Here is a 24941-nt window from a genome sequence, read left to right on the forward strand (position 1 = left end):
GGTTGGGCGTTTAGGGTTTCGGGCATGGGGATCGTTGTTGCGGGGTTGTTCAGTCTGTTCGTGTTCATGGTGATCTTCGTGCCGGTGTCGCAGCGGCTGCTCGGGGTGCGGTTCGGCGTACTGCGGCTCGCGTTGGGGGCGACGCTGACGCTGTCGGTGTTCAGTCCGATCGCCAACGCGCTGGTCGGCAAGCTGCCCTTCGAGGGTTCGAACGCCGCCGCGGTCGCGTTCCTCGCGTTGACGGCGGTGTGTTCGATGCTCGCCGGTCTGGTCTTCCTCGTACTGGCCGAGGCCATGGTGCCGACCGGGTCGTTGCCGCGGGCCCGTGATCTGCGGCGGGACCTCAGCGGGCGGATCGCGCGCACCCGACGGTACCTGCAAATTCTGCGAATCGCGATCAAGCACGGCCTCGGACCGTACCTGCGCGGCCGGCGCCGTCCGGGCCGGGAGAACGCCGCGGGCCAGGCCGAGCTGGCCAGGTCGCTGCGACTCGCGCTCGACGAAGCCGGCGTCACGTTCGTCAAGCTCGGGCAGGTGCTGTCCACGCGCAGCGACATCATCCCCTTGTCGGTCGCCACCGAACTCAGCCGCCTCCAGGACCAGGTCACCCCGGCCCCCTGGTCCCAGATCGAGCAAATCCTCACCGAAGAACTCGGCGCCCCGATCACCCAGCTGTACGCCGAGTTCGACCCGACCCCGCTCGCCGCCGCCTCGGTCGCCCAGGTCTACACCGCCCGCCTGCACACCTCCGGCGTGGCGGGAGGCGGCACGGCGGGAGGCGGTGTGGCGGGAGACGGCGCGGCTGGCCGGTCGGTCGCGGAGGGGCTCGACGTGGTGGTGAAGGTTCAGCGACCTGGGATTGCGGGGCTGGTCGACCGGGATCTCGACATCGTGCGGCGGCTCGCCCGGCTCCTGGATCGGAATACCGACTGGGGACGCTCGATGGGGGTGCGGGCGCTCGCCGACGGGTTCGCGGATGCGATGCGCGAGGAGCTCGACTTCACCGTCGAGGCCGGCAACATGACCACCGTGGCCGCCGGTCGGTCCGTTGCCGCCAGCAATGACCTCGTCGTACCGCGGCTGTACCCGGAGCGCTCCACCCGCCGCGTCCTCACCATGCAACGGCTCGACGGCATCGGCCTCGGCAACGCCGGCCAGGCGATCGCCGACCGCGGCCTCGACCCGGTCCGCCTCGGCCGCGCGCTGTTCGAGTGCCTGCTCGGCCAGGTCGCGATCGACGGCGTCTTCCACGCCGACCCGCACCCCGGCAACTTCCTGCTGCTGACCGACGGCCGGATCGGCATGCTCGACCTCGGCTCCGTCGGCCGCCTCGACCCCGCCACCCGCGAAGCCCTGCAACGCTTCCTGCTCGCCATCGACCACGGCGACCCGGTGTCGGCCACCGACGCGCTGCTCGAGATCGTCTACCGACCGGACGTCATCGACGAACGCGCGCTGGAGCGCTCCGTCGGCCAGTTCATGACCAAACACCTCGCGGCCGGCGTGTCACTCGGCCCGGCGATGTTCAACGACCTGTTCAAGATCATCACGTCGCACGAACTCGGCGTACCGCCCGAGGTCGCGGCCGTGTTCCGCGCGCTCGCCACGGTCGAAGGGACGATCTCCCGGATCTCCCCCACCTTCGACCTGGTCGCGGCGTCGCGGCAGTTCGCCAACGCGCACGTCACCGATCGGCTCACGCCCGACGCGCTCCGCCGTACGGCGACCGAGGAACTCGCCACGCTGCTCCCGATGTTGCGCCGCCTGCCGCGCCGGATCGACCGGATCGCAGCCGCCGCGGAGAGTGGCCGGCTCGGAGTGAATGTCTCTCTCTTCGCCGACGAACGCGACCGCCGGCACTTCACCGGCCTGCTTCACCAGGCGCTGCTAGCAGTGCTAGGCGCGACCGCGGGCATCATGGCCGTCCTCTTGCTCGGTACACCGGGCGGCCCGAAGGTCACCGACTCGATGACGCTCTTCCAGCTGTTCGGCTACAACCTGCTGGTGATCTGCGCGGTCCTCGTACTCCGCGTCCTGATCCTGATCTTCCGGCTCCCCGGCAATCGAGCGACTTGACTTCAACCTAACTTGAACTTCAACCATAGCCCCCATGACGACGACCGCTGAGGCCCGCCCCAAGCTGTTCACCGGACAGCATCTGCCATTGGTGCTCGGGGTGATCGGACTCGTCACGCTCGGCGCGTTCGAGAACCGCGCGGTCGGTACGGCGTTGCCCACGATGGTCCGCCAGTTCGACGCACTCGGCAGCTTCGGTCTCGCGAACGCGGCGCCGAACGCGAGCTACCTGATCTCGCTCGCGATCGCCGGCCTTTGGTCGGACCGCCGCGGCCCGATCCCGACCCTGCGCGCAGGCGCGATCTCGTTCACCCTCGCACAACTCCTGGTCGGTACGGCGACCGCAATGCCGATGGTCATCGCGGGACGCCTGCTCAGTGGTCTGGCCGAGGGCCTGCTCGACGTGTCGTTGATGGTGCTCGTCGCCCACGCGCTGCCCGCCGTACTGCGGCCGCGGATGTTCTCGTTGTTCGCCGCGATGTGGATCCTCCCGTCGGTCCTCGGACCGGTGCTGACCGGAGTGGTGACGGAGCAGTTCGGCTGGCGCTGGGTCTTCCTCGGCGCGGTCGTACTCCTGGTCCCGAGCTGGCTGCTGCTCCGTCCGGCCATGCGTCAATCGGCCAACGCACCCGCGCCGGAGCGCACTGCCGAGGATGCGGCCGAGCTCGAGGCGTGGCGAGCCGCACTCCCCTGGGCCTTGGCCGCATCCGTCGCCCTGTTCTCGATGACGCTGGCCGGCGACCACCTGGAAGCGCACCCGTTCCTCGGCGGTACGGCGGTGGTCGTGGCGCTAGCAGTGCTAGGACAGGCCGCCGTACGCGTGATGCCGGCCGGCACATTCACTGCACGACGCGGCTTCCCCGCAGTGGTCGCCGTCCGCGGACTCGGTGGGGCTGCGTTCGCCGGCGTCGGCGCGTACCTCCCGCTACTGCTCACGCTGCAGCATGACTTCAGCCCGTCGCGGGCTGGCGTGACACTGTCGATCACCGGCGTCTGCTGGGCGTTCGGATCGTGGCTGCAGGGTCGCGAACACGGGATCGAGCGGATCGTCGTACTGCGGACCGGGCTCGCGTTCATGACGCTCGGACTGGCTGTGACGTCGTTGCTCGCCTGGACGGACGCGACCACCTGCATCGGCCTGATCGGTTGGGGGTTCGCGGGCATCGGCATGGGACTCAGCTCCTCGAGCCTGTCCGTGCTCACGCTGGACCTCTCCGACCAGAGCAACTCCGGCCGCAACACCAGCGCCGGTCAGATGGCCGCGACCATGAGCATCGCCACCGGTCTGGCAATCAGCGGCACCCTGCTGGCGTTCAACGCCGACGACCCGCAACCGTGGGTCTTCGGAGCGATCGTCACCGCAGGATCCGTACTGGCCCTTCTGGGCTTCCTTGCCGCACCGCGCGCCCGTCGCTCCGAGTGACGCGGGGGTCTAGAGTGAGCGCATGGCTGAGCTCTTGACCGACGACCAGATCGACCTCGCGTTGCGCGACCACCTCCCGGAGTGGAAGGTCGTGGACAACGAGCTGGTCCGAAGCGTCAAGAGGGATACGTTCCTGGACGGCATCCGGCTGGTGGCGACCGTCGGGCAGCTGGCGGAGTCGATGAACCACCACCCGGACATGGACATCCGCTACACGACGATCACGTTCCGGGTCAGCAGCCACGAGGCCGGCGGGATCACCGACGACGACCTCGTACTCGCACGGCACATCGACACCGCTGCAGGCTGACCGCTTCCCGTCATGGCTCTTGTCGGCCACGGCAAGCGCTGGTGGCTGTGACGTCACAGCCCTTACACCTAAGGGCATGACCTCACACCGCTTTGCCATCGCGGCCGCGACCGTCACTCTGCTCGCTGCTCTTCCCACACCTGCTGGCGCAGCACCCCCGGCCCCGTCCTGGAACCGGCCACACTGCGGCAAGGTGTACGGCGACGGCTCGGTGACCTTCACCGAGACGGACGGCCAGGTTCTCGCGGGTACGACGGGCAAACTGCTCGCCGTCACGTACGCGAAGGTCGCCGCGCTGGAGGAGCCGAACACGCTCGTCAGCATCGGCAAGCAGACGATCCAGCGCTCGAGTGACGCCGGCTGCAGCTGGCAGTTGCTCGACAAGACACCGGACGACTTGAGCACGTACGACGTACAGCCGGGCCCGGGCGGTTCGGCGTACGTCTACAGCGTCAACGACCAACCCATCCACCGCGTGCACGGTTCGCAGGTCACCACGGTCCTCGGGCCAGTGCAGTGGGGCGGGCTCGCGGCGCTGGACGCGCGGCCCGGGCGGCTGCGAGCCGTGGCGGGCGACGGGCAGCTCTACGACTCCTCGAACGACGGCGAGACCTGGCAGCGCGTCGGCGTACCGCCTGCGCGTGATCTGTTCCTGTACGACGCCGTGGTAGATCCGCGGAACCCGGATCACGTGGTGGCGGGCGTGATGTCGGACGGCGTGTACGTGACGTTCGACGGCGGGCGGACCTGGACCCGGTCGCGGCCGGTCGAGCGGGTGAACGCGTTCAGCCTGGCGATCTCGCCGGCCGACCCGTCGAAGGTGTGGATGGAGGGGTACGACCGGGACCGGTCGACGCGGTACATCTGGGAGTCGACCGACGGCGGGCAGAAGTTCCGCGAGGTGCTGGACCAGAGCCGCGCCGACCTGATCAACGGCAACAAGATGTGGGCCTCACCGGTCGACCCGGACCTGCTGTATTTCAGCTACGGCACGTCGTTCGCGAACTTCGGCGCCGACCTGTACCGCTTCGTCCCCTCCACCGGCGCCCTCACCAAACGCCACAACACGTTCGACGGCATCCCGTCCCTCGCCTTCAACCCCTCGAACCCGAACATCCTCTACCTGGGCCTCGCCGAGGAGCGGTGAGGTGGGGCGGACCTGCGCCACTCATCAACCCTCGCCCGAGCGCGCTCCGAGGGCGGGGCTCAGCGTGGACAGCGCGAACAGCCGGTGGTTGGTGAGTGCTGGAGGTCCGCGCCTCAGGTCGTAAGTCTCTGGCTCGTTTGGATCGGTTACCGTTGATGAGTGACGAGTGTCGAGGAATATCGCCTGCTGGGGTTTGCCGACGTCGACCGGGAGGCGGCCGAGGCGTTCGTACCGGATCAAGCGGTGGTGAAGGAGCTCGCGGACCAGATCCGCGGGGCGATCGGGAAGCTCGGCAGCGAGCCGGAGTTCACGATGCCGGAGGACCCGCGGAACTCTGTCCAGGCGTTCCTGGACACCGTGCCGGACATCCGCCGGTTCCACGCGGAGCGCGGCATTCCGGACGACATCAGCTGGGCGTCGCTGGCCGATCTGGGACAGCAGCTCAAGGTGAGTCGTCGTACGCACGGCGAGTACGGCCTGGAGACGCACTGGTGGCTGACGATCGCCTGGACCGGGCAGCTCTACGCGCTCGGCCGGCTGCAGTACCTGCTGCACCAGGTGCCGGAGGACAAGCCGGTTCCGGGCACCGAGCCGGGCGAGTGGATCATCGGCGTGCACATCCCGGAGACCGGTCCGCTGACGCCTGAGCTGGTCGACGACAGCATCCAGCGGGCCCGCGAGTTCTTCCCGCGGTACTTCCCGGAGTACCCGGTGCAGACGGCGAACCTGTGGTCCTGGCTGCTCGACCCGTACCTGCTCGACAACCTCCCGCAGGACTCGAACATGGTGAAGTTCGGGCGCCGCTTCACGCCGTACGGGACGCCGAACGACAGCCAGGACAGCGCCATCTTCTTCACGTTCCGCACCCATGGCCTGGACCACCTCGACGAGCTCCCGCAGGACACCCGCCTGCAGCGGCTCGTCGTCGGCCGGATCAAGGACGGCGGCACCTGGCAAAGCGCCTGGGGCTACCTGAAGCTATGACGGGCGGTTCTGAAGACTAGGTACGCCGTACCTCGCCAGCCAGCTCGCCAGCTCCATGTTGGACACGCACCGTACGTCGGGCTGCGTGCACGTCTCCGTCACGAAGGCGGTCAGCGCGTCGGAGTACACGCTGTTGTTCCAGCGGTTGAAGTGGTTGCCGAGGAACAGCGGCGGGTTCCCGCTCGCGCGCGACGTCGCGAGCGCCTGCCGGTACGTCGCGAGCTGAGCGGTGGGCTTGGCCGCGGTGGGGTTCGCCTCAGGCCTCACCACGGGTCTACTGACGCACGGATACCGGGAAAGGTTGGCCCGGGACACGCAAGCGCTTGGAAACCCGCGCGGGGATCGTTAAGCGGCCGTGACCTTCGCCGCGCGGCGCTTCACGACGATCCGGCGGGAGGTCTCGACGACGAGACCGATCACCGCGGCCAGGCTCAGGCTGAACGCGAGCCCCTTCAGTTGGTCGTGCGCGAACGCGTCACCACCGAGATACCCGAGCATGGCGACGTACGTATAAGCCACCGTGACACCGGCGATGGTGAAGACGATGAACTTCTTGAACGAGTACCGCGTCGCGCCCGCCGTCAGCGTCGCGACCATCCGGGCGCCCGGGATGTAGCGGACCGTCATCAGGATCAGCCCGCCGCGTGAGTGCAGCGCGGCCGAGACCTTGTCGTAGAGCTTCTGGCGACGCTCCTGGCGCTTCATCCACCGGTGCAGCGCAGGGCCGGAGCCGCGGCCCAGGAAGTAGCAGACGGACTCGCCGATGACGGAGCCGGCCATCGCGGCCGCGATGACGAGCGGGAGGTTCTGGTGGCCGGCGGCCGCGGCCATGCCGGCGGTGATCACCATGCCCTCGCTGGGCACCACCGGGAACACGGCATCGATCGCGGCGGCGGCGAACAGGATGAGCAGCAGCCAATGCGAGGCCATCGCAAGGCTGAGCAGGTGTCGCGCGACCTCCATCAACTCCGTCACCCGGCCAAGGATGCCATTCATCGTCAAGGGAGCTGCAATCCCACCGATGTGATTCAGGCGTGGTTCACCCGATGTTCAGCCGATGCCACTGGCTGAGGTCAGAGCAGTACGGGGAGTTCGCGGATCGCGTTCATCAGCAGGAAGACCATCCAGCCTACGTTCCGAGGTGCTCAACCAGTTCGGTGCGCGAATGGACGCCGAGCTTCGCGTAGACCTTGCGCAGGTGGTACTCGACGGTCTTGGGGCTCAGGAACAATCGCGCCGCAGCCTCCCGAATGCTGTGACCATCCGCAAGCAGTACGGCGATCTGGCGCTCCTGTGGCGTCAGATCGTCCACAGTGCTCGGCACACGGCGCCGTGCGGTCTCACCAGTCGCCTTGAGCTCGGCCGCCGCCTGGTCTGCCCACCCAAGCGCACCGAGCGCGTCGAAACCCTCCACTGCGAGCCGCAGCTGCGTACGCGCGTCCACACGCCGCCGTGCCCGTCGCAGCCAAGCGCCGTACGCCAGCCGCGTCCGGGCCAGCTCAAACGCGTCCAGCGTCTCCTCGTGCCAGCGGAGCGCCAGAACGAAGTCCGACTCGCTCTCACCGGCCACACCGCGCGCCCGTGCTGCTCGCGCCAGCGACCACGGCTGCCCTTTCGCCTCTGCCAACGCAGAATGTTCGAGCACTACCCGCTGCGCATCGTCCAACCGTCCCAACCGCAGGTAGACCTCGACCAGCTCGGGTGCCGGCGACAGGTCCGGGTCCTTCAGCCCGTACTCAGCCAGTACGTCGACCAACCGCTCGTACTGCGGTAGCGCCGCAGCCGGGTCGCCACGTCCCAGCTCGAGGTCTCCCAGCGCGAACAGGGACCACACCGTGCCGAGGCGGATCTCATGCTCCGCACAGATCCGTAGACACTCCACAGCGAGCTCCTGGCACTCCGGTCTGCCCTGGTGGGACATCAGCCACGCCAGTCCGGCCAGGTTCATCGCTAGTTCAGTCGTTTGACCGGTCTCGCGCGACAGCCGGATCCCCTCGTCGTACGACGTCTCCGCATCGGCCCACCGATCGGTTGTCGCGTCGTCGCGAGCCAGCACGAACAGGAGGCCCGGCAGCGTCCCGAGAGCGACCTGTTCGCGTCGCTCGAGCATCGCCTGCTGCAGGAGCGTCCGGCCGGTACCTGTCTCTCTGAGGAACAACGCGGCCAGCACCATCCACACCTGGCGCCGGCGGTCCCGGTCCAGCTCGTCGGAGGGTGCCAGCGCGATCGCTGCACGGATCTGGTCCGTCCCACCGCTCCCGGCCAGCACCTTGGCGACGCCGCTCGCCAGCATGCCGATGATGCGCGGACCAGGACGATCGACCGCCGGCAGCAGGCTGTCGAGGTTGTACGCCACCTCCAACCCGGCCGCGGCGTCGCACAGCCGGAAACAGGCCGCGACCGCATCCGCGAGCAGACCGGTGGCGATCGCCGGGTCGGTCGACTCCGCAGCAGCCGCGACCAGGATGTCGCGGGCACGGCGCGGCGATCCGCACTTCACTTCGATGTCGCCGCGAATCTCCTGCGCGCGGATCCGCACCGGCAACGGCGGCTGCAGAATCAGCGCATCCTCCAGCAACGCCTCTGCTCGCTCCGCCAGTCCGGCCGACCACGCCGCCTCACCAGCTGCGACCAGTCTGACTGCACGGTCCGGTAGTCCCCGGCTCAACCGTCCAGCACGCTCGTACGCCGTTGCTGCGACCGCATGTGCTCCACGTGCGGCCGCATGCTCCGCTGCAACGACCAGTCCGGCTGCCACCTCGTCGTCAGCGCCGAGGACTGCCTCGGACAGGTGCCACGCCCGCCGGTCCTGGTCCGGTGTGGCCAGAGCCACCGCGCGGTGCGCCGTACGACGTGCTGCCGGGTCAGCGCCGGTGTAGATCGCCGAGCGGACCAGCGGATGTCGCCACTGGACCTCACCGTCCTGAATGGCGACCAGACCGGCCGCCTCGGCCTCCTCCAGTGCAGCGACCTCTACTCCGAGCGCTGCGCACACTCGGGACACCGTTCCGAGATCACCGTCTAAGGCCGCTACAAGCAGTGCGGTGCGCGCATCCGGGCTCAGGCGGTTTGCCCTGCTGGCAAAGGCTTCTGCGAGCATCGCGGGGACTGGAAACGGTACGCCTGGCGGCATCCGGTGCAGGCGGTCCGGATCGTCAGCCAGCTCCAGCAGCGCCAGCGGGTTACCTGCCACGGTGTGGTGCAGTTGCTCGACCAGGTCGCTCGGGACATGCTGCACGACCTGTCGCGCGGCATCCAGCGTGATGCCCTCCAGCTGCAGCCGTGGCAGGTCGGCTTCGAACGGATGCGGTTCGTCGGCACGAGCCGCGATCAGCATGACGATCGGGTCTGCCAGCAGGCGTCTCGCCGCGAACAACAGCGCTTCAGCCGATGGACGGTCCAGCAGGTGTGCGTCGTCGATGATCAGTGCGAGCGGCGTGTTCTCGGCGTACCGGCAGATCAGGCTGAGGGTTGCGGCGCCGACGGCGAAGCGGTCCCCGGGGCTTGCTGCATCGGTTCCGAGTGCCAGTGCCGATTCCAGTGCTGTCCTCTGCGGTCCGGGGATGCGGTCGAGGCCGGCCAGCACAGGTCGGAGCAGTTGGAGCAGGCCTGCGAACGGCAGCTCCCGTTCGGCTTCGGTACCACGTGCTCTCAGGACCTGCAGTCCACCGGCCAGTGCAGCGGCCTCGTCCAGCAACGCGGTCTTGCCGATGCCGGGCTCGCCAGTGATGAGCAGTACCCCAGCGGACCCGACCCGCGCCCCCGCGATCAATTGCTCGATCACCTGGCGCTCCGCGTCCCGCCCGATGAGCATGTCTCGCAGTGTGCACCAGGACCCCCACCTGATGCGATGGTCGGGCTCCTCTTCCTAGGTTCGCCGTACCAACCATTCAAGGGGGAGCAATCGATGACTGTTGCAATCGACAGCGACAAACTGATGGGCTTCGTGTTCAAGGCGGTCGACGAGGTCGGGGCGACGCTGAACGCGGCGCTGGTCGTGATGGGTGATCGGCTCGGCTACTACCAGGCACTTGCCGACCACGGCCCGACCACGCCGGCCGAGCTCGCCGAGCGGACCGGCACCGATCAGCACTACACGCGGGAGTGGCTGAACGCGCAGGCCGCGGGCGGATTCGTCGAGTACGACGCGAGTACCGGCCGCTACACGTTGCCGCCGGAGCAGACCGTGGCGATGACCGATCCGAACAGCCCGGCGTACCTGCCCGGCTTCTTCCAGATCGCGCTCGGCACGGTGCAGCACACCACCGGGACGATTGAGGCCGCACGGAGCGGTGCGGGCGTCGGGTGGCACGAGCACACGTCCGACGTGCACGTCGGCTGCGAGCGGTTCTTCCGGCCGTCGTACAACGCGAACCTGCTGCCCAGCTGGCTGCCCGCGCTGGACGGCGTGGTCGCCAAACTGGAACGCGGCGCGAAGGTGGCCGACATCGGCTGCGGGCACGGCGCGTCCACGATCCTGATGGCCGAGGCGTTCCCGAACTCCCGGTTCATCGGCTCGGACTACCACCAGGCGTCGATCGAGACGGCCCGGCAGCGGGCCGCGAACCTCGGCGATCGGGTGACCTTCGAGGTGGCGGCGGCCGACCAGTTCAGCGGGTCCGGGTACGACCTGGTGACGACCTTCGACGCCCTGCACGACATGGGTGATCCGGTCGGCGCGGCCAAGCACGTGCGCGAGGCGCTCGCTCCGGACGGCACCTGGATGCTGGTCGAGCCGATGGCCGGCGACCACGTCGAGGACAACCTCAACCCGGTGGGTCGCGCGTACTACGGCTTCTCCACGCTGCTGTGCACGCCGGCGTCGCTGTCGCAGCCGGTGGGTCTCGCCCTCGGTACCCAGGCCGGTCCGGCGCGGATCCAGGACGTCACCAAGGCGGCCGGGTTCAGCAGGTTCCGTACGGTCGCGCAGACGCCGTTCAACCTGGTGTTCGAGGTCCGCCCCTGACACAACAGTTCACCAACTGGTGAAGTATCTCGTGTGCTGACTGGGCTGCCGAGGACCTTCGGAGCGCTCGCGGACCCGACCCGGCTGGCCGTTGTCGGCCGGCTGAGTCGGGGCGACGCGACGATGGGCGAACTGGCCGAGCCGCACCGGATCACCCCACCGGCGATGACCAAGCACGTCACCGTGCTGGTCGACGCTGGGCTGGTGAGCCGGAAGCGGGTCGGCCGGACCGTCGTGTGCTCGCTGCGGCCGGAGGCGTTCTCCGAGGTGGAGCAGTGGCTCGGCGACCTCACGACGTACTGGAACAGCACCGTTGACCGCTTGGAAGAACTCCTGCGAGGGGACGCCGATGGGTCGAGGTCGAGCTGAGCGAGACTGTGCTGCCTGAAGGTGGCGACGGCACTCGGATGCTGCTCAGCGTTCCGCTGCCCGACCCCGTAGTCGATCGAGGGTGAGCACGAGTACGACGGTGGTCGCGAGCAGCACGACTGCTTCGGCCGCGGCGACGAACGCCTGACCGCGGTCGGTCAGCGCGAAGATGCTCACCGGCAACGTCCGCCACGACGCGGGATAGATCATGATCGTCGCGCCGACCTCGCCCATCGACAACGCGACGGACAGACCGGCGGCCGACGCGATCGCGGGCAGCAGCATCGGCAGCCGGACCCGCCACAGCACGCGGGCCGGCGACGCCCCGAGCGACGCGGCAACCTCGGCGTACGAGGGATCGATGCGTTCCAGCGCCGCAGAGACCGTTCCGTAGCTGAAGGCAACCATCAGGACGAGGTGCGCGATCACCACGATCCATTTCGTGCCGTTGAGCAGGAGCGGTTGGCGCGAGAATGCGACCAGCAACCCGAGTCCGACCACCACGGACGGTACGGCGATCGGCAGGTGATGCATCGCGTCCGCGAGCCGCTTGAACCTCGTGTCTGCGGAGGACAAGGCGCCCCAGGTGCCGAAGACGACCGCGAGCAGACCACCTAGGAACGCCGTCTGCAGACTGACGGACAGCGAGGCGAGTTCGTCACCGGACAGCGCCTCCCGCAGGTGATCAGCCGTCGGGTCGGAGGGCAGTACGCCGTTCCATGAGCCGGCGAACGCGGCCGCGATCACGACCGCGAACGGAGCGAGTACGAGCAGCCCGAACACCACGGCGAACGCGAGCCAGACGATCGCCTTCCCGGGTTTAGTCCAGACGAGCACGGCGGCCTCCCAGTGCCATTCGCAGTACGGCGTACAGCCCGAGGGACAGCGCGATCTGTACGACGGCGATCACGCACGCACCCGGATAGTCGAACATCACGATGCCCTTCGTGTGCACGAGCATCGGCAACGTGGTGGTGCCCTTCGCACCGAGGAACAGGACGATGCCGAACTCGTTCAGCGTCAGCAGCAACGTCAGGCTGCCGCCCGCGAGCAGGGCCGGTCGTACTTCGGGGAGCACGACCTGCCGCAGTACGCGCCACGGCCCCGCGCCGAGGCTGGCGGCCACATCGAGCTGCGCGCGCGGCAGCCGACTCATTGCCGCCAGCAACGGTCGCATCACGAACGGCGTGTAGAAGGTCACCTCGGCGAGCACCACGGCCCACGGCGAGGTGAGGAACCCGCCGGCGCGCAGGACACCGGTGCTGCCGTAGATGAACGTGAAGGAGAGCGCGACCAGGAACGACGGCAGCGCGAGCATCGTGTCCACGAGTCCGGCGACGAGGCGGGCGCCGGGGAAGGGGACGAAGCTGATCACGACGGCGAGGAAGGTGCCGACGACGAGGCAGCCGGCGGTCGAACTCACCGCGATCTGCACGGTCCGCAGCAACGCGTTCCGGAACTCGGTCGACCCGATCACCTCACCCCACGCCGGCGCGGACTCCACCGCGACCAGCACCAACGGGTAGACGACGAGGACCGCAATCAGCAGGAGTGGCGGTAGCACCCACAACCATCGGGCGTCGCGCCGCGGTGGATTGCCGACCACGACGCCGGCTCCGAGCGCCTCAACAGCCATCAGCCGGCACCAGACTGCAGGCCTCGACCGGCAGCACCAGCGAAACCTCCGCCCCAAGCTCAGGAACCCGCCGATCCGCAGGTACGTCGACCCGCACCGTCACGTCGTGCAACCCGTCGACCGAGCACGTCACCTGATTGAACGCCCCACGCCACTGCACCCCAACCACCCGCCCCACCACCCCGCCATCCACCGCTGCGGGCTCCAGCCGGATCGCATGCGGCCGGATGCACAGCAGGCTCTCGCCAGGTGCTGCTTGCAGTCCCGGGAGCACGTGACCAGCTACCTTCACGCCACCTTCAGCCGGCTCGACCGGGAGCAGGTTCGCCCCGCCCAGGAACGAAGCGGTGAAGGCCGACGGCGGAGCGGCGTACAACTCAGCAGCCGGCGCGACATCCACCAACCGCGCATCCCGCATCACCGCGATCCGGTCCGCCAACGCCAGCGCCTCGGACTGATCGTGCGTCACATAGACGATCGCGATATCCGGCACCTCCCGTCGCAGCTTCTGCAGCTCGCCGAGCATGTCCGCCCGCAACTGCGCATCTAGCGCTGCTAGCGGTTCGTCCAGCAACAGCACCGGCGGCCGGATCGCGAGCGCCCGGGCGATCGCGACCCGCTGCTGCTGACCGCCGGACAACTCACGCGGGAAGCGGCGCGCGTACGACGTCATTCCGACCATCTCGAGCATCTCGCCGACCCGCGCCGCCACCTCGGCCTTCGGCTTACGCGCCGCCTTCAGCCCGAACGCCACGTTGTCCGCGACCCGCAGATGCGGGAACAGCGCGTACTGCTGCACCACGACCCCGATCCCCCGCTTCGCCGGCGGAAGATCGGTCACATCGTTACCGGCCAACCGAACCCGCCCCCGGCTCGGCCGCACGAACCCGGCCACGGCCTTCAGCGCGGTCGACTTCCCGGAGCCCGACGGCCCGAGCAGCGCGACCGTCTCACCGGCCGCGACGCTCAGGTCAAGCCCCTCCAACGCGCACGTGCGACCGAAGTGCACGGTCACATCCTGGAGCTGAACCGTCATCCCACAGCCTTCGCGTACGCCGCCACATCGGCATCCAGATCGGTCAGCACTGCGGACCAGTCCGGCTGCCACACCTCGACACCTGACATCGACTTCTGCACCGATGCGAAGTTCGCGTCCGTCGGCTTCACGTCATCCCGCGCCGGGATCCCGAACGCGTCCTGCGACACCGTCTGCTGCGCGTCCGTCGACAGCAGGTACTCCATCAGTTGCTTGCCGCCGTCAACGTTCGGCGCACCGGCACCGAGGCCCATCACGTACGGCAGCGCAAGCGTCGTACGCTTTCCGTCCTTGCTCGCCGGGAAGAAGATGCCGAACGCCGACTTGTCGTTCGCGATCGACGCCGCGTTCATCTGGACGTCGCCGTTCGCGACCAGCAGCTCACCCTTGCTCACCTTCGGCTGCAACTTGCCGGTCGACGCGGACGGGCCGACGTTGTTGGCCTCCAGCTGCTTCAGATAGTCGAGCGCGCCCGGTTTCCCCAGCAGGTGCTGAAGCAGCAGCAGTACGGCGGTACCGTCACCAGCCTGCCCCGGCGTCGAGTACTGCAGCTTCCCCTTGAACTTCGGGTCGAGCAGCTCGTCGAACGACTTCGGCGTACCCGCGTGCTGGTTCGCGATGAAGCACAGGTAGTTGTCGACAACCGCGACATAGTCGTCGCCCTTGACGCCCTTCACGTGATCAGCGCCCGGTACGTCGTACTTCTGCAGCAGACCGTCCTGGGACGCCTTCTGGATGAACGGCGGCAGCGTCACCACGACGTCGGCCTGCGGGTTCGACTTCTCCTTCTGCAGCCGCGACACCACCTCACCGGAGCCGGCCTCGACCGTCTGGACCTTGATCCCGGTCTTCTGAGTGAACGCGTCGAACCGGGTCTTGTACCAGTCGGCGAGCCCGTCCGCGGTGTAGACGGTGACGGTCTTCGCGGCGCCGTCGCCGGTCGATGCGGCTCCGGTGCCACCACAAGCAGCAGTTCCGGCCAGCACGAGGGCCGTAACAAGCAAAGGGGCGAGCAGGGTCTTGAAAGCCTTCACTTCTCTGTCCTTCCGATCTCATCGAAGGTTGCCTCGGCGATCGCCGGCGACATGGTCATCCCGCGCCCACCAGGACCGGTGACAAGGTGGATGCCGTCGGCAACTTCCCGCCGGAGGATCACCTCGTCGTTGGTCGCCTGCGAGTACACGCCGGCCCATCGCCTCACGATCTCGGGCAGCTTGCGGCCGAGGATGTTCTCGACGGCGTCCTGCAGGTAGTCGTACGGATCGCTCTGTACGTCGAACCCGAACGGCTCGGCGTACTCGTGGGTGTCACCAATCGTCAGACCACCGTGCGTGCGCTGCACCATCAGCAGCTGCATCTTGTGGTCCTCGGCAACAGGAGCCTGCGACGGCAGGTCATCGACGGCAGATCCGCTGTACGCCGGGTAGTAGCGGAAGCTGTCCCCGTCGGCGACCGCGGTGGTGAGCGTGTCGCCGAGCGGCGCCGTCTGCATCATCTGGAGGCGCACCCGGCGTACCGGAAGGTCGTCGGTCAGTTCGCGGATCAGCCCGCTGTGCCAGGCGCCCGTACAAAGGACGACGACGTCAGCCGAATGCGTCACCCCGTGGTCGTCGACGACCCGGCCGGTGTCGACGTTGCGCACTTCCCGGTCGCCGAGGAACTGGTAGCGATTCGACTTCATCAACTCGGCCCGGAGCGCCGGCAGCACTTCCCGCGGCTCGACGATCGCGTCCCGCGCACACCACAACGCGCCGCGCAGGTCGCCCTTCAACGCCGGGTTGCGCTCCCGGGTCTGCTCCGCGTCGAGCACCTGGAACCCGCGCGCCACCGCGTCCGGTCGCGTCGCGGCCTCCTTGGCCACCGCCAACTCGGCCTCGGTGCGGCAGACCGTCAGCGAGCCGACCGTACGGACACCGATGCCAGGCACCTCGGCCCACAGGTCACGAGCCCGCTGCGCCAGCTCGATCTCGGCCCCGTCGGCGCGACCGCTGACCCAGACCAGGCCGAAGTTCCGCACGCTCGCACCCCGCGCCTCGAGCTCCCGCTCGAGCTGCAGCACCTCGTGCCCACGCCGTACCGCTTCCCAGGCGTGAAACGTGCCCAGTACGCCACCACCCACCACAACCACCCGCACACCGACTCCCCTCGTCGCGACCAAGATTGGTCCGGACCAATGAAGGGAGCGTACGAGCAGGTCGACGAGCAGGTGAACCCCCGGCAAACAGATCCCCAGGGCGGAGCGTTGCGGGGGCTTGAGCGTTCCAGGGAGCGTTCTACGGGCGGAGGGTGGCGCGGAAGCCGACTCGGTCGCCGCGGTAGAGGGAGCGGACCGCTTCGATCGGGCGGCCGGCGGTGTCGCGGCTGGTTCGGTGCAGGAGGAGCATCGGGAGCGACTGGGTGGCCTTGAGCAGCTCGGCCTCCCGCGGGGTCGCGATCACGGTCTCGACCAGTTCCTCCCCCTCGCCGAACCGCACGCCGAGCTGATCGGTCAGGCACCGGTACAGCGACCCGGTCGGATCCAGCACCTCACGCAGCGTCGGGAAGCGCGCCACCGAGAGGTACGTCGTCTCGAGCCCGATCGGCTGCCCGTCCGCGAACAGCACCCGCTCGAGCCGGTGCACCGGATCCCCCTCGGCGACCTTCAACTGCTCCGCGAGCTCGACGTCGGCGATCACCTCGTCGAACGCGACCACCTCACGCCCCGGCGTATGCCCCTGGGCCCGCAACGCCTCCGTGTAACTCACCAACGCCAGCGGCTGCACCAGCTTCGGCGTCGCGACGAACGTCCCCTGCCCCTGCCGCGCCCGCAGCCGCCCGTCGGCGATCAGCTCCCGGATCGCCTGCCGCATGGTCCACCGCGAGACCCCGAACTCCTTCGCGAGCACCCGCTCCGGCGGCAACGCGGCCCCCTCGCCCAGTCCCTCCACCACATCCACCAGCCGGGTCTTCACCACGAAATGCAGCGGCTCACTCACACGGTCGACAATAGTCGAGCCCCCGGGCGGGCCCGCGCAGAAAAGGGTCGAGCCCCGGGCGGCAACCCGGGGCTCCTTCTGGATGGATGGACAGTTCGGCGGAACTCAGCTGCCGGACTTGCGCCGGAACTGGCGCTTCTGCTTGTCGTTGTGCGCGTCGCCGACGCCCTGCCCCCGCGTTCCGGATCCCGGATGCGAGTGCTTCCCGGCGTTCTTCTTCTCGAGCGCTTCCCGAAACTTCTTCTGCAGATCGTCCGCCGGCTCGCTGGACTTGTCGCTCATACCGTCTCCTTCACAAACCGTGGGCGTACCGACCCACGCTAACCGAGGGTGAGTACCGCAGGCGAGTGTATTCCAGCTCGCGGAAACCCCCGGCTGCGGCGCGGGCACCGCTGTTAGGTTCGGGGTACGCCGAGGGAGGGACACGGAATGCTCGTGAGCAACGAGGCACTGCTCGGGATCGCGCTGGTCGAGCTGGGCCTGGTGATCGTGCCGGGACCGAACATGATCTACCTGATCTCCCGCTCGATCGCCCAAGGCCGCCGCGCGGGCCTGATCTCGCTGGCCGGTGTCGGGCTCGGCTTCCTCACGTACTTGCTCGCGGCAAGCGCCGGCCTCGCGACCCTGTTCGCGCTCGTCCCGCAGATCTATGTGGCGCTCAAGCTTGCGGGCGCGGCGTACCTGCTCTGGCTCGCCTGGAATGCCTTCCGCCCCGGCGGTACGTCGGTGTTCGCCACCCAGGAACTCGAGCCGGATCGCCCGCGCAAACTGTTCGGCATGGGCCTGCTCACCTGCCTGCTGAACCCGAAGATCGCCATCCTCTACATCTCGCTGCTCCCCCAGTTCCTCGACCCGTCCCGCGGTCACCTCGGCCTGCAGAGCCTGATCCTCGGCCTCGGGCAACTCACCGTCGGCGTGCTCATGAACGCCGTCTTCGTCATCACCGCCGGCTCCGTCGCCGTGTTCCTCGCCCGCCGCCCCACCTGGATGCGCATCCACCGCTACCTCACCGGCACCGCCCTAGCCGTCTTCGCAATCCGCCTCGCCACCGACCGCACCCGCCCCCTCCCAACCCACTGAGACCTGTCGACCGCCGACTCGGGACCCGCCGACTCACGACCCGCGGAAACTGCTCGACCTGCCGACTCGCGACCGCCGTGAACTGTCCGACCCGCCGACTAGCCTTGGGCGGGATGAACGACTTCGTTGCCTCGTCGCTCGATCGGCTCGTCGCGGCCTGGAGTGCCGCGCCGGTCGCCGCCCTCGTCCGCGACCGCGGCCTGCCCGCGATCACCCGCGAGTACCTGCTCGACACCTTCGCCTGGCAACGCGCCGAGGACGCCACGCAGGCACTCACCAAACACTTCGCCGGCGCCCGCTTCGCCGACGAGGTCGAGTACGGCGTACTCCTCGTCCCGGACCCCGCGAAGCTCGACACCCGCGCCCCGTTGCCGGATGAGGTCCGCCCGACGCCGTCCCCGGATGTGTTCGACGACCGCCTGCCCACCGGGGTCGCGCTGCCGGGAGATCGCCCATGGCAGCTGGTAGTAAGCGTGATCGGCTCGTACGGCCCGTCACTCGGCAGCTACAACGACGTGATCGCCTCGGACGACTTCATCGTGGACGGACAGGACACCCGGCCGTGGATGACCCGTCAGGTCTGGGGCGCGCGCGTACTGCAGTGTGGGGCGACGCCGCCGGACTGCGACGACAACGAGCGCTGGACGTTCACGCTGTTCCCCGGTGAGAAGCTGGTCGACGGACAGGCCGAGTCCGGGACCGTGTTGAAGGGCAAGGTCCGATTCCGGCTCGGCAAGCCGGATCGCGGGATCGGGTCGGCTCGCGTCGCCCCCGCCGTGCTCGTCTAACTGCGTGCTCGTCTAACTGCGTGGTCGTCTAAATCGTGTGCGGCTCGCCCGCCGCTCCCGGGATACTGCTGGGCGTGATGCACGAGGGGCAGTTGGATGTCACGGTCGAGCTCGTACAGGAGCTGATCCGCGAGCAGTTCCCGGAGTGGAGCGGTCTCGCGGTTCGCGCCGTACCGTCCCACGGAACCGTCAACGCGTTGTTCCGGATCGGCGATGAACTAGTCGCCCGGTTCCCGATCCTGCCGGGCGATGCGGCGACGGTGCAGCAGGAGCTCGAAGACGAGGCGGATGCGGCGCGGCGATTGCGCGCGATGTCGCCGTACCCGACCCCGGAGCCGATCGCGATCGGTGCGCCGGCCTCGGGCTATCCGCTGCCGTGGGCGGTGCAGACGTGGGTCGACGGCACGATCGCGTCCGACGTCGCCGGGTCGGTCGCCTTCGCCGAGGATCTCGCGCGGTTCGTGCTGGCGCTGCGGGCGCAGCCGACCGAGGGGCGGGTGTTCACGGGCTCGTGGCGCGGCGGGGTGCTGACCTCGCAGGACGAGTACGTCGCGGACGGGCTGGAGCGCAGCCGCGGGATGATCGACGTGGACGGGCTCGCCCGGTTGTGGGCCGACCTGCGGACGACTCCGCGCACCGAACCGGACGCTTGGACGCATCGCGACCTGATGCCGGGCAACCTGCTCGCGAAGAACGGCCGCCTGGCCGGCGTGATCGACGTCGGCACGTTCACGGTTTCGGATCCCGCGATGGACCTACAGCCCGCGTGGAATCTTTTCGATACCACCGCCCGCGAGGCGTTCCGCAGCACGCTCGGCAGCGACGACGCGGAGTGGCGCCGCGGCATGGGCTGGTCCTTCGCCCAGGCCATCGGCTGCCTCTGGTACTACGTCGAAACCAACCCAGTCATGTCCCGCACCGCCCACCACACCCTGACCGCGCTGCTCAAATCGCTCTAGCGACGAACACGAACTCTTTCCCGGGCCGATCCGGAGCCTCCCGTACGTCGTCGACCGCGAACCCGGCCGCGACGAGCGACTCCTCGACCTCGTCCCGCTCCCGGAACCGCAGCGTGGAATCGGAGGTGAGTACCGCGCCGTCCGACGAGAACACGAACGTGCCGCGGAACGAAACGAACGGCAACTCCACCGACAGCAGATCGCTCCAGGCCTCCACCGTCTCGCCGGCAACCTGCTGCACCTGATGGGTGTTGTCGCGCGTCCACTCCTCCCATTGACGCCGCGCCGGATCCCGCGTCTCGAACACGAACCGCCCGCCCTCGGCCAATGCGGCCCGCACCCCACGCACCGTCGCCGTCCAGTCCTCGTCCGTCAGGAATACCTGCGCCACGTTCCCAGTCATCAGCGCAAGGTCCACCTGCAACGGCGGCATCGTCGTCGCGTCCCCGTGGATCCACCGCACCCGCTCCGCGAACTCCTTGCCCCGAGCAACCTCTAGCGAAGCCGCCGCCGGATCCACCCCGACAACCTCTACGCCGCCGCTGGCGAGCAGACAGGCCAACTCGCCCGTCCCGCACCCCACGTCCAGCACCTTCGTCGCGCCGAACTCCGCCACGATCGCCGCGTAGTGCTCCAGATCCCCCCGATCCGGATCCAGCGCGTCGTACACCGCCGCCAACCGAGGCTCCCCGAACTTGGCATCAACCATGCCCGCGACCGTAGCCCGCCGCTCCCGGTCCAGCCACTGGATTTGACCCTAACGACAGGACGTACACATCTACGTATAGCCGACCGCACGCCTGACCGCACCTCGGAGCGCACCCGAATCGCGCACACCTCCTGTCGTTAGCGCACACCCCTAGGAGGTCGCCCCGGTGTAGCGCCGCAGCCCAGCCCGCCAAGCTAGCGCTGCTAGCGCGGCTGAGCCGGCCGCCGCCAACACTCCGGCGAGGAGCACGCCGAGTTGAGCGCCGCGGAGGAGTGCGGTTGACGGGATGCTTGCGATGAGTGCCATCGGGAAGACGTAGGTGAGGAGGATGCGCAGCGGGCGGGCGAAGACGTCCGTCGGGTAGCGGCCGAGTTGCCAGGCCGAGTGGTAGAAGACGTCCAACTGCAGCTTCGGCGCCCAGAACGCCAAACACGCCAGCAGCACGCTCAACGCCCACGTCACCACGATCCCTGCCACGACCAGCACCAACCAAGTCAAGACGCCACCGACACCCGGCGAGCGATCGGCGACCCCGATCCCCCAGGTCAGCACGCCCACCCCGAGGACGACCTGGATCAGTTGCAGCGGTGACGATAACGACAGGCTGGACAGGAACAAACTCGGGGCCGGCTGCAACAAGTAGCCGTCCAGCTTCCCCTCGCGGATCCCGGTCTCGGGGAACCACGACAGGTTCGGATCGATGAACGTCGTCCGCAGGCCGGTGATCAGCTGGTAGGTACCGATCAGAACCAGGAACTCCGCCTTCGACCAGCCCGCCAACGTGTCGGCCCGGGTGAACACGATCAGCACGGCCGCGATCGCCGTACCCAGACCGGTGAACGCGAGCAGCACGTCGAAGACGAGGTTGACGCGGAAGGCCACGCTCCGGCGCAAGGACATCGAGAAGCCTGCCGCCAGCAAACGAAGGAGTTTCATGAGCCCACCGCCGTGTACCGACGGATGCCGGCTCGCCACAGGACCACGACCACGCCGACCAGCACGACCACCCAGACCAGCTGGTAGAGGAGCGATCCACCGCTCCGCGTCCCGGCGGCGATCTCGGCCGGCAGACCGTTCATCCCGTAGAACGGCAGCACCTCCGCGATGCGGCGCAACCCGTCCGGCAGCAACCCGATCGGCGCCGCCGTACCGCCGAACAGGAACACCAACTGACTACCGAACCCCACCACCGCATGCACCCGATCCGTCCAGAACGCCGTCAACGACAACAGGAATGTCCACAGGAAAACGAGCACCGCGGCGAGCACGAGGTACGGCGTACTCCGCAGCACCGCCCACCAGTCGAACCCGACGTGCAACGCGATCCCGGTGAGCAGCACGATCGGTGCCCCGAGCAACGTCAACCAGGCGCGGATCGCGAGATTCATCCCGATCACGCCGACCACCACTGGCTGCGGGCGGAGCAGTTCGTGGCTGAGCGTCCCGTTGTAGATCCGTTCGGAAAACGTGTGCTGCTCGAACGACTCGGTCATCAGCGTCACCAGGATGACCGCGACGTAGTACCGCGCGATCGCCGGATCGTCCGGATAGACCGCGGACCACACGAACAACCCGATCAGCGGCGCGACCACGGCCTGCACCACGAGCGTCAGCAGGAACCACCACGCACCGGACCACTCCAGCACCTCCTGACGGAGCCGGAAACCGAGCAGTACTGCGGTTCTCATCGCAGCCCCTCGCGGTACGCCTGGTCGATGACCTTCTCCAATGGCGGCTCCTCCACCGCGAGATCCACGATCTCCAACGCCTGCAGCAAGCGGCCCGTCGTACCCGCGACCTCGTCCCGCGGCACGCGCAGCACCCACTGCCCGTCTGCCTTGTCGACCACCTCACCAAACGGTGAAGGATCCCCTTGCGTGGAGATGCGGATCAGCTTGTACGGCGACAGGCGCGCGGAGAGTTCTGCGAGCGGTCCGTCGTACTGGACCTCGCCCTTGTCGATCAGGATCAGCCGCGGGCAGAGCGACGCGACATCGGCCATGTAGTGGCTGGTCAGGAGTACGGTCGCGCCGGTCTGCTCGACGTACTCCTGCACGAATTCGCGGATCAGGCTCGCGGCGCTGACGTCGAGACCGATCGTCGGCTCGTCGAGGAACAACACCTCGGGGCGGTAGATCAGCGCCATCGCCAGCCCGACCCGCATCCTCTCGCCGAGGCTGAGCGCGCGAAGTTGCCGCTCCAGCAGCGGTTCGAGGTCGAGGAGCGCTTCGAGATCGGCCAGGGTACGGCGGAACGTAGGGCGCGGGACGTCGTACAGCAGGCGCTGGTACTCGAGGGAATCCATCACGGTCAGCTCCTGCGAACCGCCGACCGGCTGACTGCCGCGGACGAATGCGATCCGCTTGAGGAAGGCTGAACGGCGTTGCCACGGGACCGTGTCGAGGACCTGGACCGCGCCGCTGGTCGGATGCAGGATCCCGGAGAGGATCTTCATCGTCGTGGTCTTGCCGGCGCCGTTCGGGCCGATGAACCCCGCGACCTCACCGGGCGCGATCGTGAACGACACCTCGTCGAGGGCCTGGACGGTTTTGTACTCGCGGCGTACCAGCGAACCGAACGCCGCCCGCAGCCCGCCTTTGCGGACCGGAGCCTTGTAGGACATCGAGAGGTTTTCCACCTCGACTGAACTCATGGGGGTGACCGTAGGAGGAAAAGACGCCAGCTCCTGGCTTATTTCCTGAGATAGTCGGAGGATGCGCGCCGAACGGCTCCTCCGACTGCTCCTGCACATGCAGACCCGCGGTCAGTCGACGGTCGCGCAACTGTCCGCCGCGCTGGACGTTTCGCCGCGCACGATCCAGCGCGACCTGGACGCGCTGAGCCTCGCTGGTGTCCCGGTGTACTCGATCCGCGGGCGCGCCGGTGGGTGGACGCTGCTGCCGGACTACCGCAGCCGGCTGACCGGGCTGACGCCGTCGGAGGTCATGTCGGTGTTCGTCGGCGCGACCGCCCACGTGCTCGCCGACCTCGGGCTCGACGCCTCCAGCGAACTCGCCGTCACGAAGCTGATCGCGTCACTTCCGGAAGGCACTCGCCGCGAGGCCGAGTACGCGCGCCAACGCCTCCTGATCGACCACGCCGGCTGGGACGACCGCCGCGAAATCCCACGCTGGCTGGACCTCTGCCGCCAAGCCCTCTGGGAGGAACGCCGCCTCGAAATCACGTACGGCGAGACCACTGACGGGCGCGGGCCGTTCGCGATCTCGCCTCTCGGGCTGGTGGCCAAGGCGCGCACCTGGTACCTGGTCGCCGCTCGCACCGACGGCCGCCTCCGCACCTACCGGCTGTCCCGCCTGACCTCGGCCGAGCTCACCAACGACATCTTCACCAGACCCGCCGACTTCGACCTGGCCGCGTACTGGGCCCAGTCCCAGCGCGAGTTCCAGGCCTCGCGCCCGTCGTACCCGATCGTCCTGAAGGTCCGCGACCACGCCGTCCGCCGCTTCCGCCCGACCGCCCCGATGCTGCCCGCGGACGACAACTGGTGGATCATCCACACCGACCTCGAGAGCCCCCACGAAGCCCAGGCCGCCGTCCTCGCCCAAGCCGGCGCCGCCCAGGTCGTCGCCCCACCCGAACTCATCACGATGGTCCGCGACGCCGCCCGCGAAATCGCGAACTCCTACTGACCCCTCAGCCCTGCGTCAGCACAGCAGCGGACCCTACGCCTGGGTCGGCTTCGCGAGAGTGAGGATTTCGGGGCCGTTCTCGGTGATGGCGATGGTGTGTTCGGTGTGGGCGGTGCGGCAACCGGTCACGCTGCGCAGGGTCCAGCCGTCGTCGTCGGTGACGAGCTCGGCGGTGTCCTGCATGACCCACGGTTCCAGGGCGAGCAGCAGGCCGGGGCGGAGTTGATAACCGCGGCCGGGACGGCCCGTGTTCGAGACGTGCGGATCCTGGTGCATCGTCGAACCGATGCCGTGACCGCCGAACTCGGTGTTGATCGGATACCCGGCCGCGCTGAGCACGGTCCCGATCGCCCGCGAGATGTCGCCGATCCGGGCCCCGGGAACGGCGGCCGCGATCCCCTCGGCCAGTGCGCGTTCGGTCGTGGTAATCATCGCGACGTCCTCAGGCGCCTTGGACTCGCCCACGATGAAGCTGATCGCAGCGTCCGCCGCGATCCCTCCCAGGGAGACGGCGAGATCGAGCGTCAGCAGGTCACCGCCGACGAGCTGGTAGTCGGACGGTTTTCCGTGCAGTACGGCGTCGTTGACCGCCGTACAGATGTAGTGACCGAACGGCCCACGCCCGAACGACGCCTCGTAGTCGACGTAGCAGGACTGCCCGCCGGCCTCCGTGATCAGGGCCTTCGTCCACTGGTCGATGTCCAGCAGGTTCGTGCCGACCGCGGTCCGGCTCTTCAGCGTCTGCAGAATCCCGCCGACCAGGGCTCCGGATTCCTTCGCCTGAGCCAGCTCGCGGGCGTCCAGGATCTCGATCATGCGCGGCCTCTCGTGTG

26 protein-coding genes are annotated in these 24941 nt (G+C 68.4%); 11 read left to right on the forward strand and 15 right to left on the reverse strand.

What is annotated here, in order from left to right; genetic code table 11:
* The first annotated feature begins 24 nt into the window (after nt 1-24).
* From ACWF0M_RS33285 to ACWF0M_RS33305, 5 genes are all read left to right on the forward strand, one after another.
* Nucleotides 25-2076 carry an ABC1 kinase family protein gene (locus ACWF0M_RS33285; RefSeq protein WP_452239713.1) on the forward strand — a complete coding sequence of 684 codons (2052 nt, stop codon included), beginning with the start codon at nt 25-27 and terminating at the stop codon, nt 2074-2076.
* Nucleotides 2077-2110: 34 nt separating this feature from the next.
* A complete protein-coding gene (locus ACWF0M_RS33290) occupies nt 2111-3499 on the forward strand; it encodes an MFS transporter (protein ID WP_452239714.1) in 1389 nt (462 codons plus the stop codon).
* Between the two features lie 22 nt (nt 3500-3521).
* Nucleotides 3522-3809, forward strand: coding sequence for a 4a-hydroxytetrahydrobiopterin dehydratase (locus ACWF0M_RS33295; RefSeq protein ID WP_327637243.1), 288 nt, complete (start codon nt 3522-3524; stop codon nt 3807-3809).
* Nucleotides 3810-3885: 76 nt separating this feature from the next.
* Nucleotides 3886-4956, forward strand: coding sequence for a WD40/YVTN/BNR-like repeat-containing protein (locus tag ACWF0M_RS33300; RefSeq protein WP_452239715.1), 1071 nt, complete (start codon nt 3886-3888; stop codon nt 4954-4956).
* A gap of 159 nt (nt 4957-5115) precedes the next feature.
* A complete protein-coding gene (locus ACWF0M_RS33305) occupies nt 5116-5940 on the forward strand; it encodes an acyltransferase domain-containing protein (protein WP_452239716.1) in 825 nt (274 codons plus the stop codon).
* On the opposite strand, the gene ACWF0M_RS33310 is transcribed toward ACWF0M_RS33305, so the two are convergent.
* From ACWF0M_RS33310 to ACWF0M_RS33320, 3 genes are all read right to left on the reverse strand, one after another.
* Nucleotides 5935-6210, reverse strand: a complete 276-nt coding sequence (locus ACWF0M_RS33310; RefSeq protein WP_452239717.1) for a hypothetical protein — start codon at nt 6208-6210, stop codon at nt 5935-5937. The genes ACWF0M_RS33305 and ACWF0M_RS33310 overlap by 6 nt on opposite strands.
* A 75-nt stretch (nt 6211-6285) precedes the next feature.
* A complete protein-coding gene (locus tag ACWF0M_RS33315) occupies nt 6286-6915 on the reverse strand; it encodes a DedA family protein (protein WP_452239718.1) in 630 nt (209 codons plus the stop codon).
* Between the two features lie 154 nt (nt 6916-7069).
* Nucleotides 7070-9754: an AAA family ATPase gene (locus ACWF0M_RS33320; protein WP_452239719.1), complete on the reverse strand. Its 2685-nt coding sequence runs from the start codon at nt 9752-9754 to the stop codon at nt 7070-7072.
* 93 nt (nt 9755-9847) lie between these two features.
* Between ACWF0M_RS33320 and ACWF0M_RS33325 the strand changes: the two genes are divergently transcribed.
* Together ACWF0M_RS33325 and ACWF0M_RS33330 are read left to right on the forward strand one after the other, a co-directional pair.
* Nucleotides 9848-10906, forward strand: coding sequence for a class I SAM-dependent methyltransferase (locus ACWF0M_RS33325; protein WP_452239720.1), 1059 nt, complete (start codon nt 9848-9850; stop codon nt 10904-10906).
* Nucleotides 10907-10939: 33 nt separating this feature from the next.
* A complete protein-coding gene (locus ACWF0M_RS33330; RefSeq protein WP_452239721.1) occupies nt 10940-11275 on the forward strand; it encodes an ArsR/SmtB family transcription factor in 336 nt (111 codons plus the stop codon).
* A 45-nt stretch (nt 11276-11320) separates the two neighbouring features.
* On the opposite strand, the gene ACWF0M_RS33335 is transcribed toward ACWF0M_RS33330, so the two are convergent.
* From ACWF0M_RS33335 to ACWF0M_RS33365, 7 genes are all read right to left on the reverse strand, one after another.
* Nucleotides 11321-12112 carry an ABC transporter permease gene (locus ACWF0M_RS33335; protein WP_452239722.1) on the reverse strand — a complete coding sequence of 264 codons (792 nt, stop codon included), beginning with the start codon at nt 12110-12112 and terminating at the stop codon, nt 11321-11323.
* The gene (locus ACWF0M_RS33340) at nt 12096-12911 is read right to left on the reverse strand and encodes a 2-aminoethylphosphonate ABC transporter permease subunit (RefSeq protein WP_452239723.1); all 816 of its coding nucleotides are present in this window, start codon (nt 12909-12911) and stop codon (nt 12096-12098) included. Before ACWF0M_RS33340 ends, ACWF0M_RS33335 begins: the two co-directional genes overlap by 17 nt.
* Nucleotides 12901-13947: an ABC transporter ATP-binding protein gene (locus ACWF0M_RS33345; RefSeq protein ID WP_452239724.1), complete on the reverse strand. Its 1047-nt coding sequence runs from the start codon at nt 13945-13947 to the stop codon at nt 12901-12903. Before ACWF0M_RS33345 ends, ACWF0M_RS33340 begins: the two co-directional genes overlap by 11 nt.
* Nucleotides 13944-14981, reverse strand: coding sequence for a 2-aminoethylphosphonate ABC transporter substrate-binding protein (locus ACWF0M_RS33350; RefSeq protein WP_452239725.1), 1038 nt, complete (start codon nt 14979-14981; stop codon nt 13944-13946). Before ACWF0M_RS33350 ends, ACWF0M_RS33345 begins: the two co-directional genes overlap by 4 nt.
* Nucleotides 14978-16081, reverse strand: a complete 1104-nt coding sequence (locus ACWF0M_RS33355) for a TIGR03364 family FAD-dependent oxidoreductase (RefSeq protein WP_452239726.1) — start codon at nt 16079-16081, stop codon at nt 14978-14980. The genes ACWF0M_RS33350 and ACWF0M_RS33355 overlap by 4 nt, the downstream gene beginning before the upstream one ends.
* 139 nt (nt 16082-16220) lie before the next feature.
* Nucleotides 16221-16922: a GntR family transcriptional regulator gene (locus tag ACWF0M_RS33360; protein WP_452239727.1), complete on the reverse strand. Its 702-nt coding sequence runs from the start codon at nt 16920-16922 to the stop codon at nt 16221-16223.
* Between the two features lie 105 nt (nt 16923-17027).
* Nucleotides 17028-17204, reverse strand: coding sequence for a DUF5302 domain-containing protein (locus ACWF0M_RS33365; protein ID WP_452239728.1), 177 nt, complete (start codon nt 17202-17204; stop codon nt 17028-17030).
* A gap of 147 nt (nt 17205-17351) precedes the next feature.
* Between ACWF0M_RS33365 and ACWF0M_RS33370 the strand changes: the two genes are divergently transcribed.
* The 3 genes from ACWF0M_RS33370 (at nt 17352) to ACWF0M_RS33380 (ending at nt 19749) form a co-directional block, all read left to right on the forward strand.
* On the forward strand, nt 17352-18002 hold the full coding sequence (locus tag ACWF0M_RS33370; RefSeq protein ID WP_452239729.1) for a LysE family translocator: 651 nt from the start codon (nt 17352-17354) through the stop codon (nt 18000-18002).
* Between the two features lie 113 nt (nt 18003-18115).
* Complete coding sequence (locus ACWF0M_RS33375) at nt 18116-18790, forward strand: hypothetical protein (RefSeq protein ID WP_452239730.1); 675 nt, start codon at nt 18116-18118, stop codon at nt 18788-18790.
* 77 nt (nt 18791-18867) lie between these two features.
* Nucleotides 18868-19749, forward strand: coding sequence for an aminoglycoside phosphotransferase family protein (locus ACWF0M_RS33380; RefSeq protein ID WP_452239780.1), 882 nt, complete (start codon nt 18868-18870; stop codon nt 19747-19749).
* Here the strand turns inward: ACWF0M_RS33380 and ACWF0M_RS33385 are convergent.
* The 4 genes from ACWF0M_RS33385 to ACWF0M_RS33400 all read right to left on the reverse strand — a co-directional run bounded on the left by ACWF0M_RS33385 (nt 19736) and on the right by ACWF0M_RS33400 (nt 23111).
* Nucleotides 19736-20458, reverse strand: coding sequence for a class I SAM-dependent methyltransferase (locus ACWF0M_RS33385; protein WP_452239731.1), 723 nt, complete (start codon nt 20456-20458; stop codon nt 19736-19738). The two genes, ACWF0M_RS33380 and ACWF0M_RS33385, sit on opposite strands and share 14 nt — an antisense overlap.
* A gap of 150 nt (nt 20459-20608) precedes the next feature.
* Nucleotides 20609-21394, reverse strand: coding sequence for an ABC transporter permease (locus ACWF0M_RS33390; RefSeq protein WP_452239732.1), 786 nt, complete (start codon nt 21392-21394; stop codon nt 20609-20611).
* Entirely contained in the window at nt 21391-22146 is a 756-nt protein-coding gene (locus ACWF0M_RS33395; protein WP_452239733.1) for an ABC-2 family transporter protein, read from the reverse strand. The genes ACWF0M_RS33390 and ACWF0M_RS33395 overlap by 4 nt, the downstream gene beginning before the upstream one ends.
* On the reverse strand, nt 22143-23111 hold the full coding sequence (locus ACWF0M_RS33400) for an ABC transporter ATP-binding protein (protein WP_452239734.1): 969 nt from the start codon (nt 23109-23111) through the stop codon (nt 22143-22145). The genes ACWF0M_RS33395 and ACWF0M_RS33400 overlap by 4 nt, the downstream gene beginning before the upstream one ends.
* A 61-nt stretch (nt 23112-23172) precedes the next feature.
* On the opposite strand from ACWF0M_RS33400, the gene ACWF0M_RS33405 reads away from it, so the two are divergent.
* Nucleotides 23173-24108 carry a helix-turn-helix transcriptional regulator gene (locus ACWF0M_RS33405; RefSeq protein WP_452239735.1) on the forward strand — a complete coding sequence of 312 codons (936 nt, stop codon included), beginning with the start codon at nt 23173-23175 and terminating at the stop codon, nt 24106-24108.
* Nucleotides 24109-24141: 33 nt separating this feature from the next.
* Here the strand turns inward: ACWF0M_RS33405 and map are convergent, their stop codons facing one another.
* Nucleotides 24142-24924, reverse strand: coding sequence for a type I methionyl aminopeptidase (gene map, locus ACWF0M_RS33410; RefSeq protein ID WP_452239736.1), 783 nt, complete (start codon nt 24922-24924; stop codon nt 24142-24144).
* Nucleotides 24925-24941 lie beyond the last annotated feature (17 nt).

The organism is Kribbella sp. NPDC055110 (genome assembly GCF_053607525.1).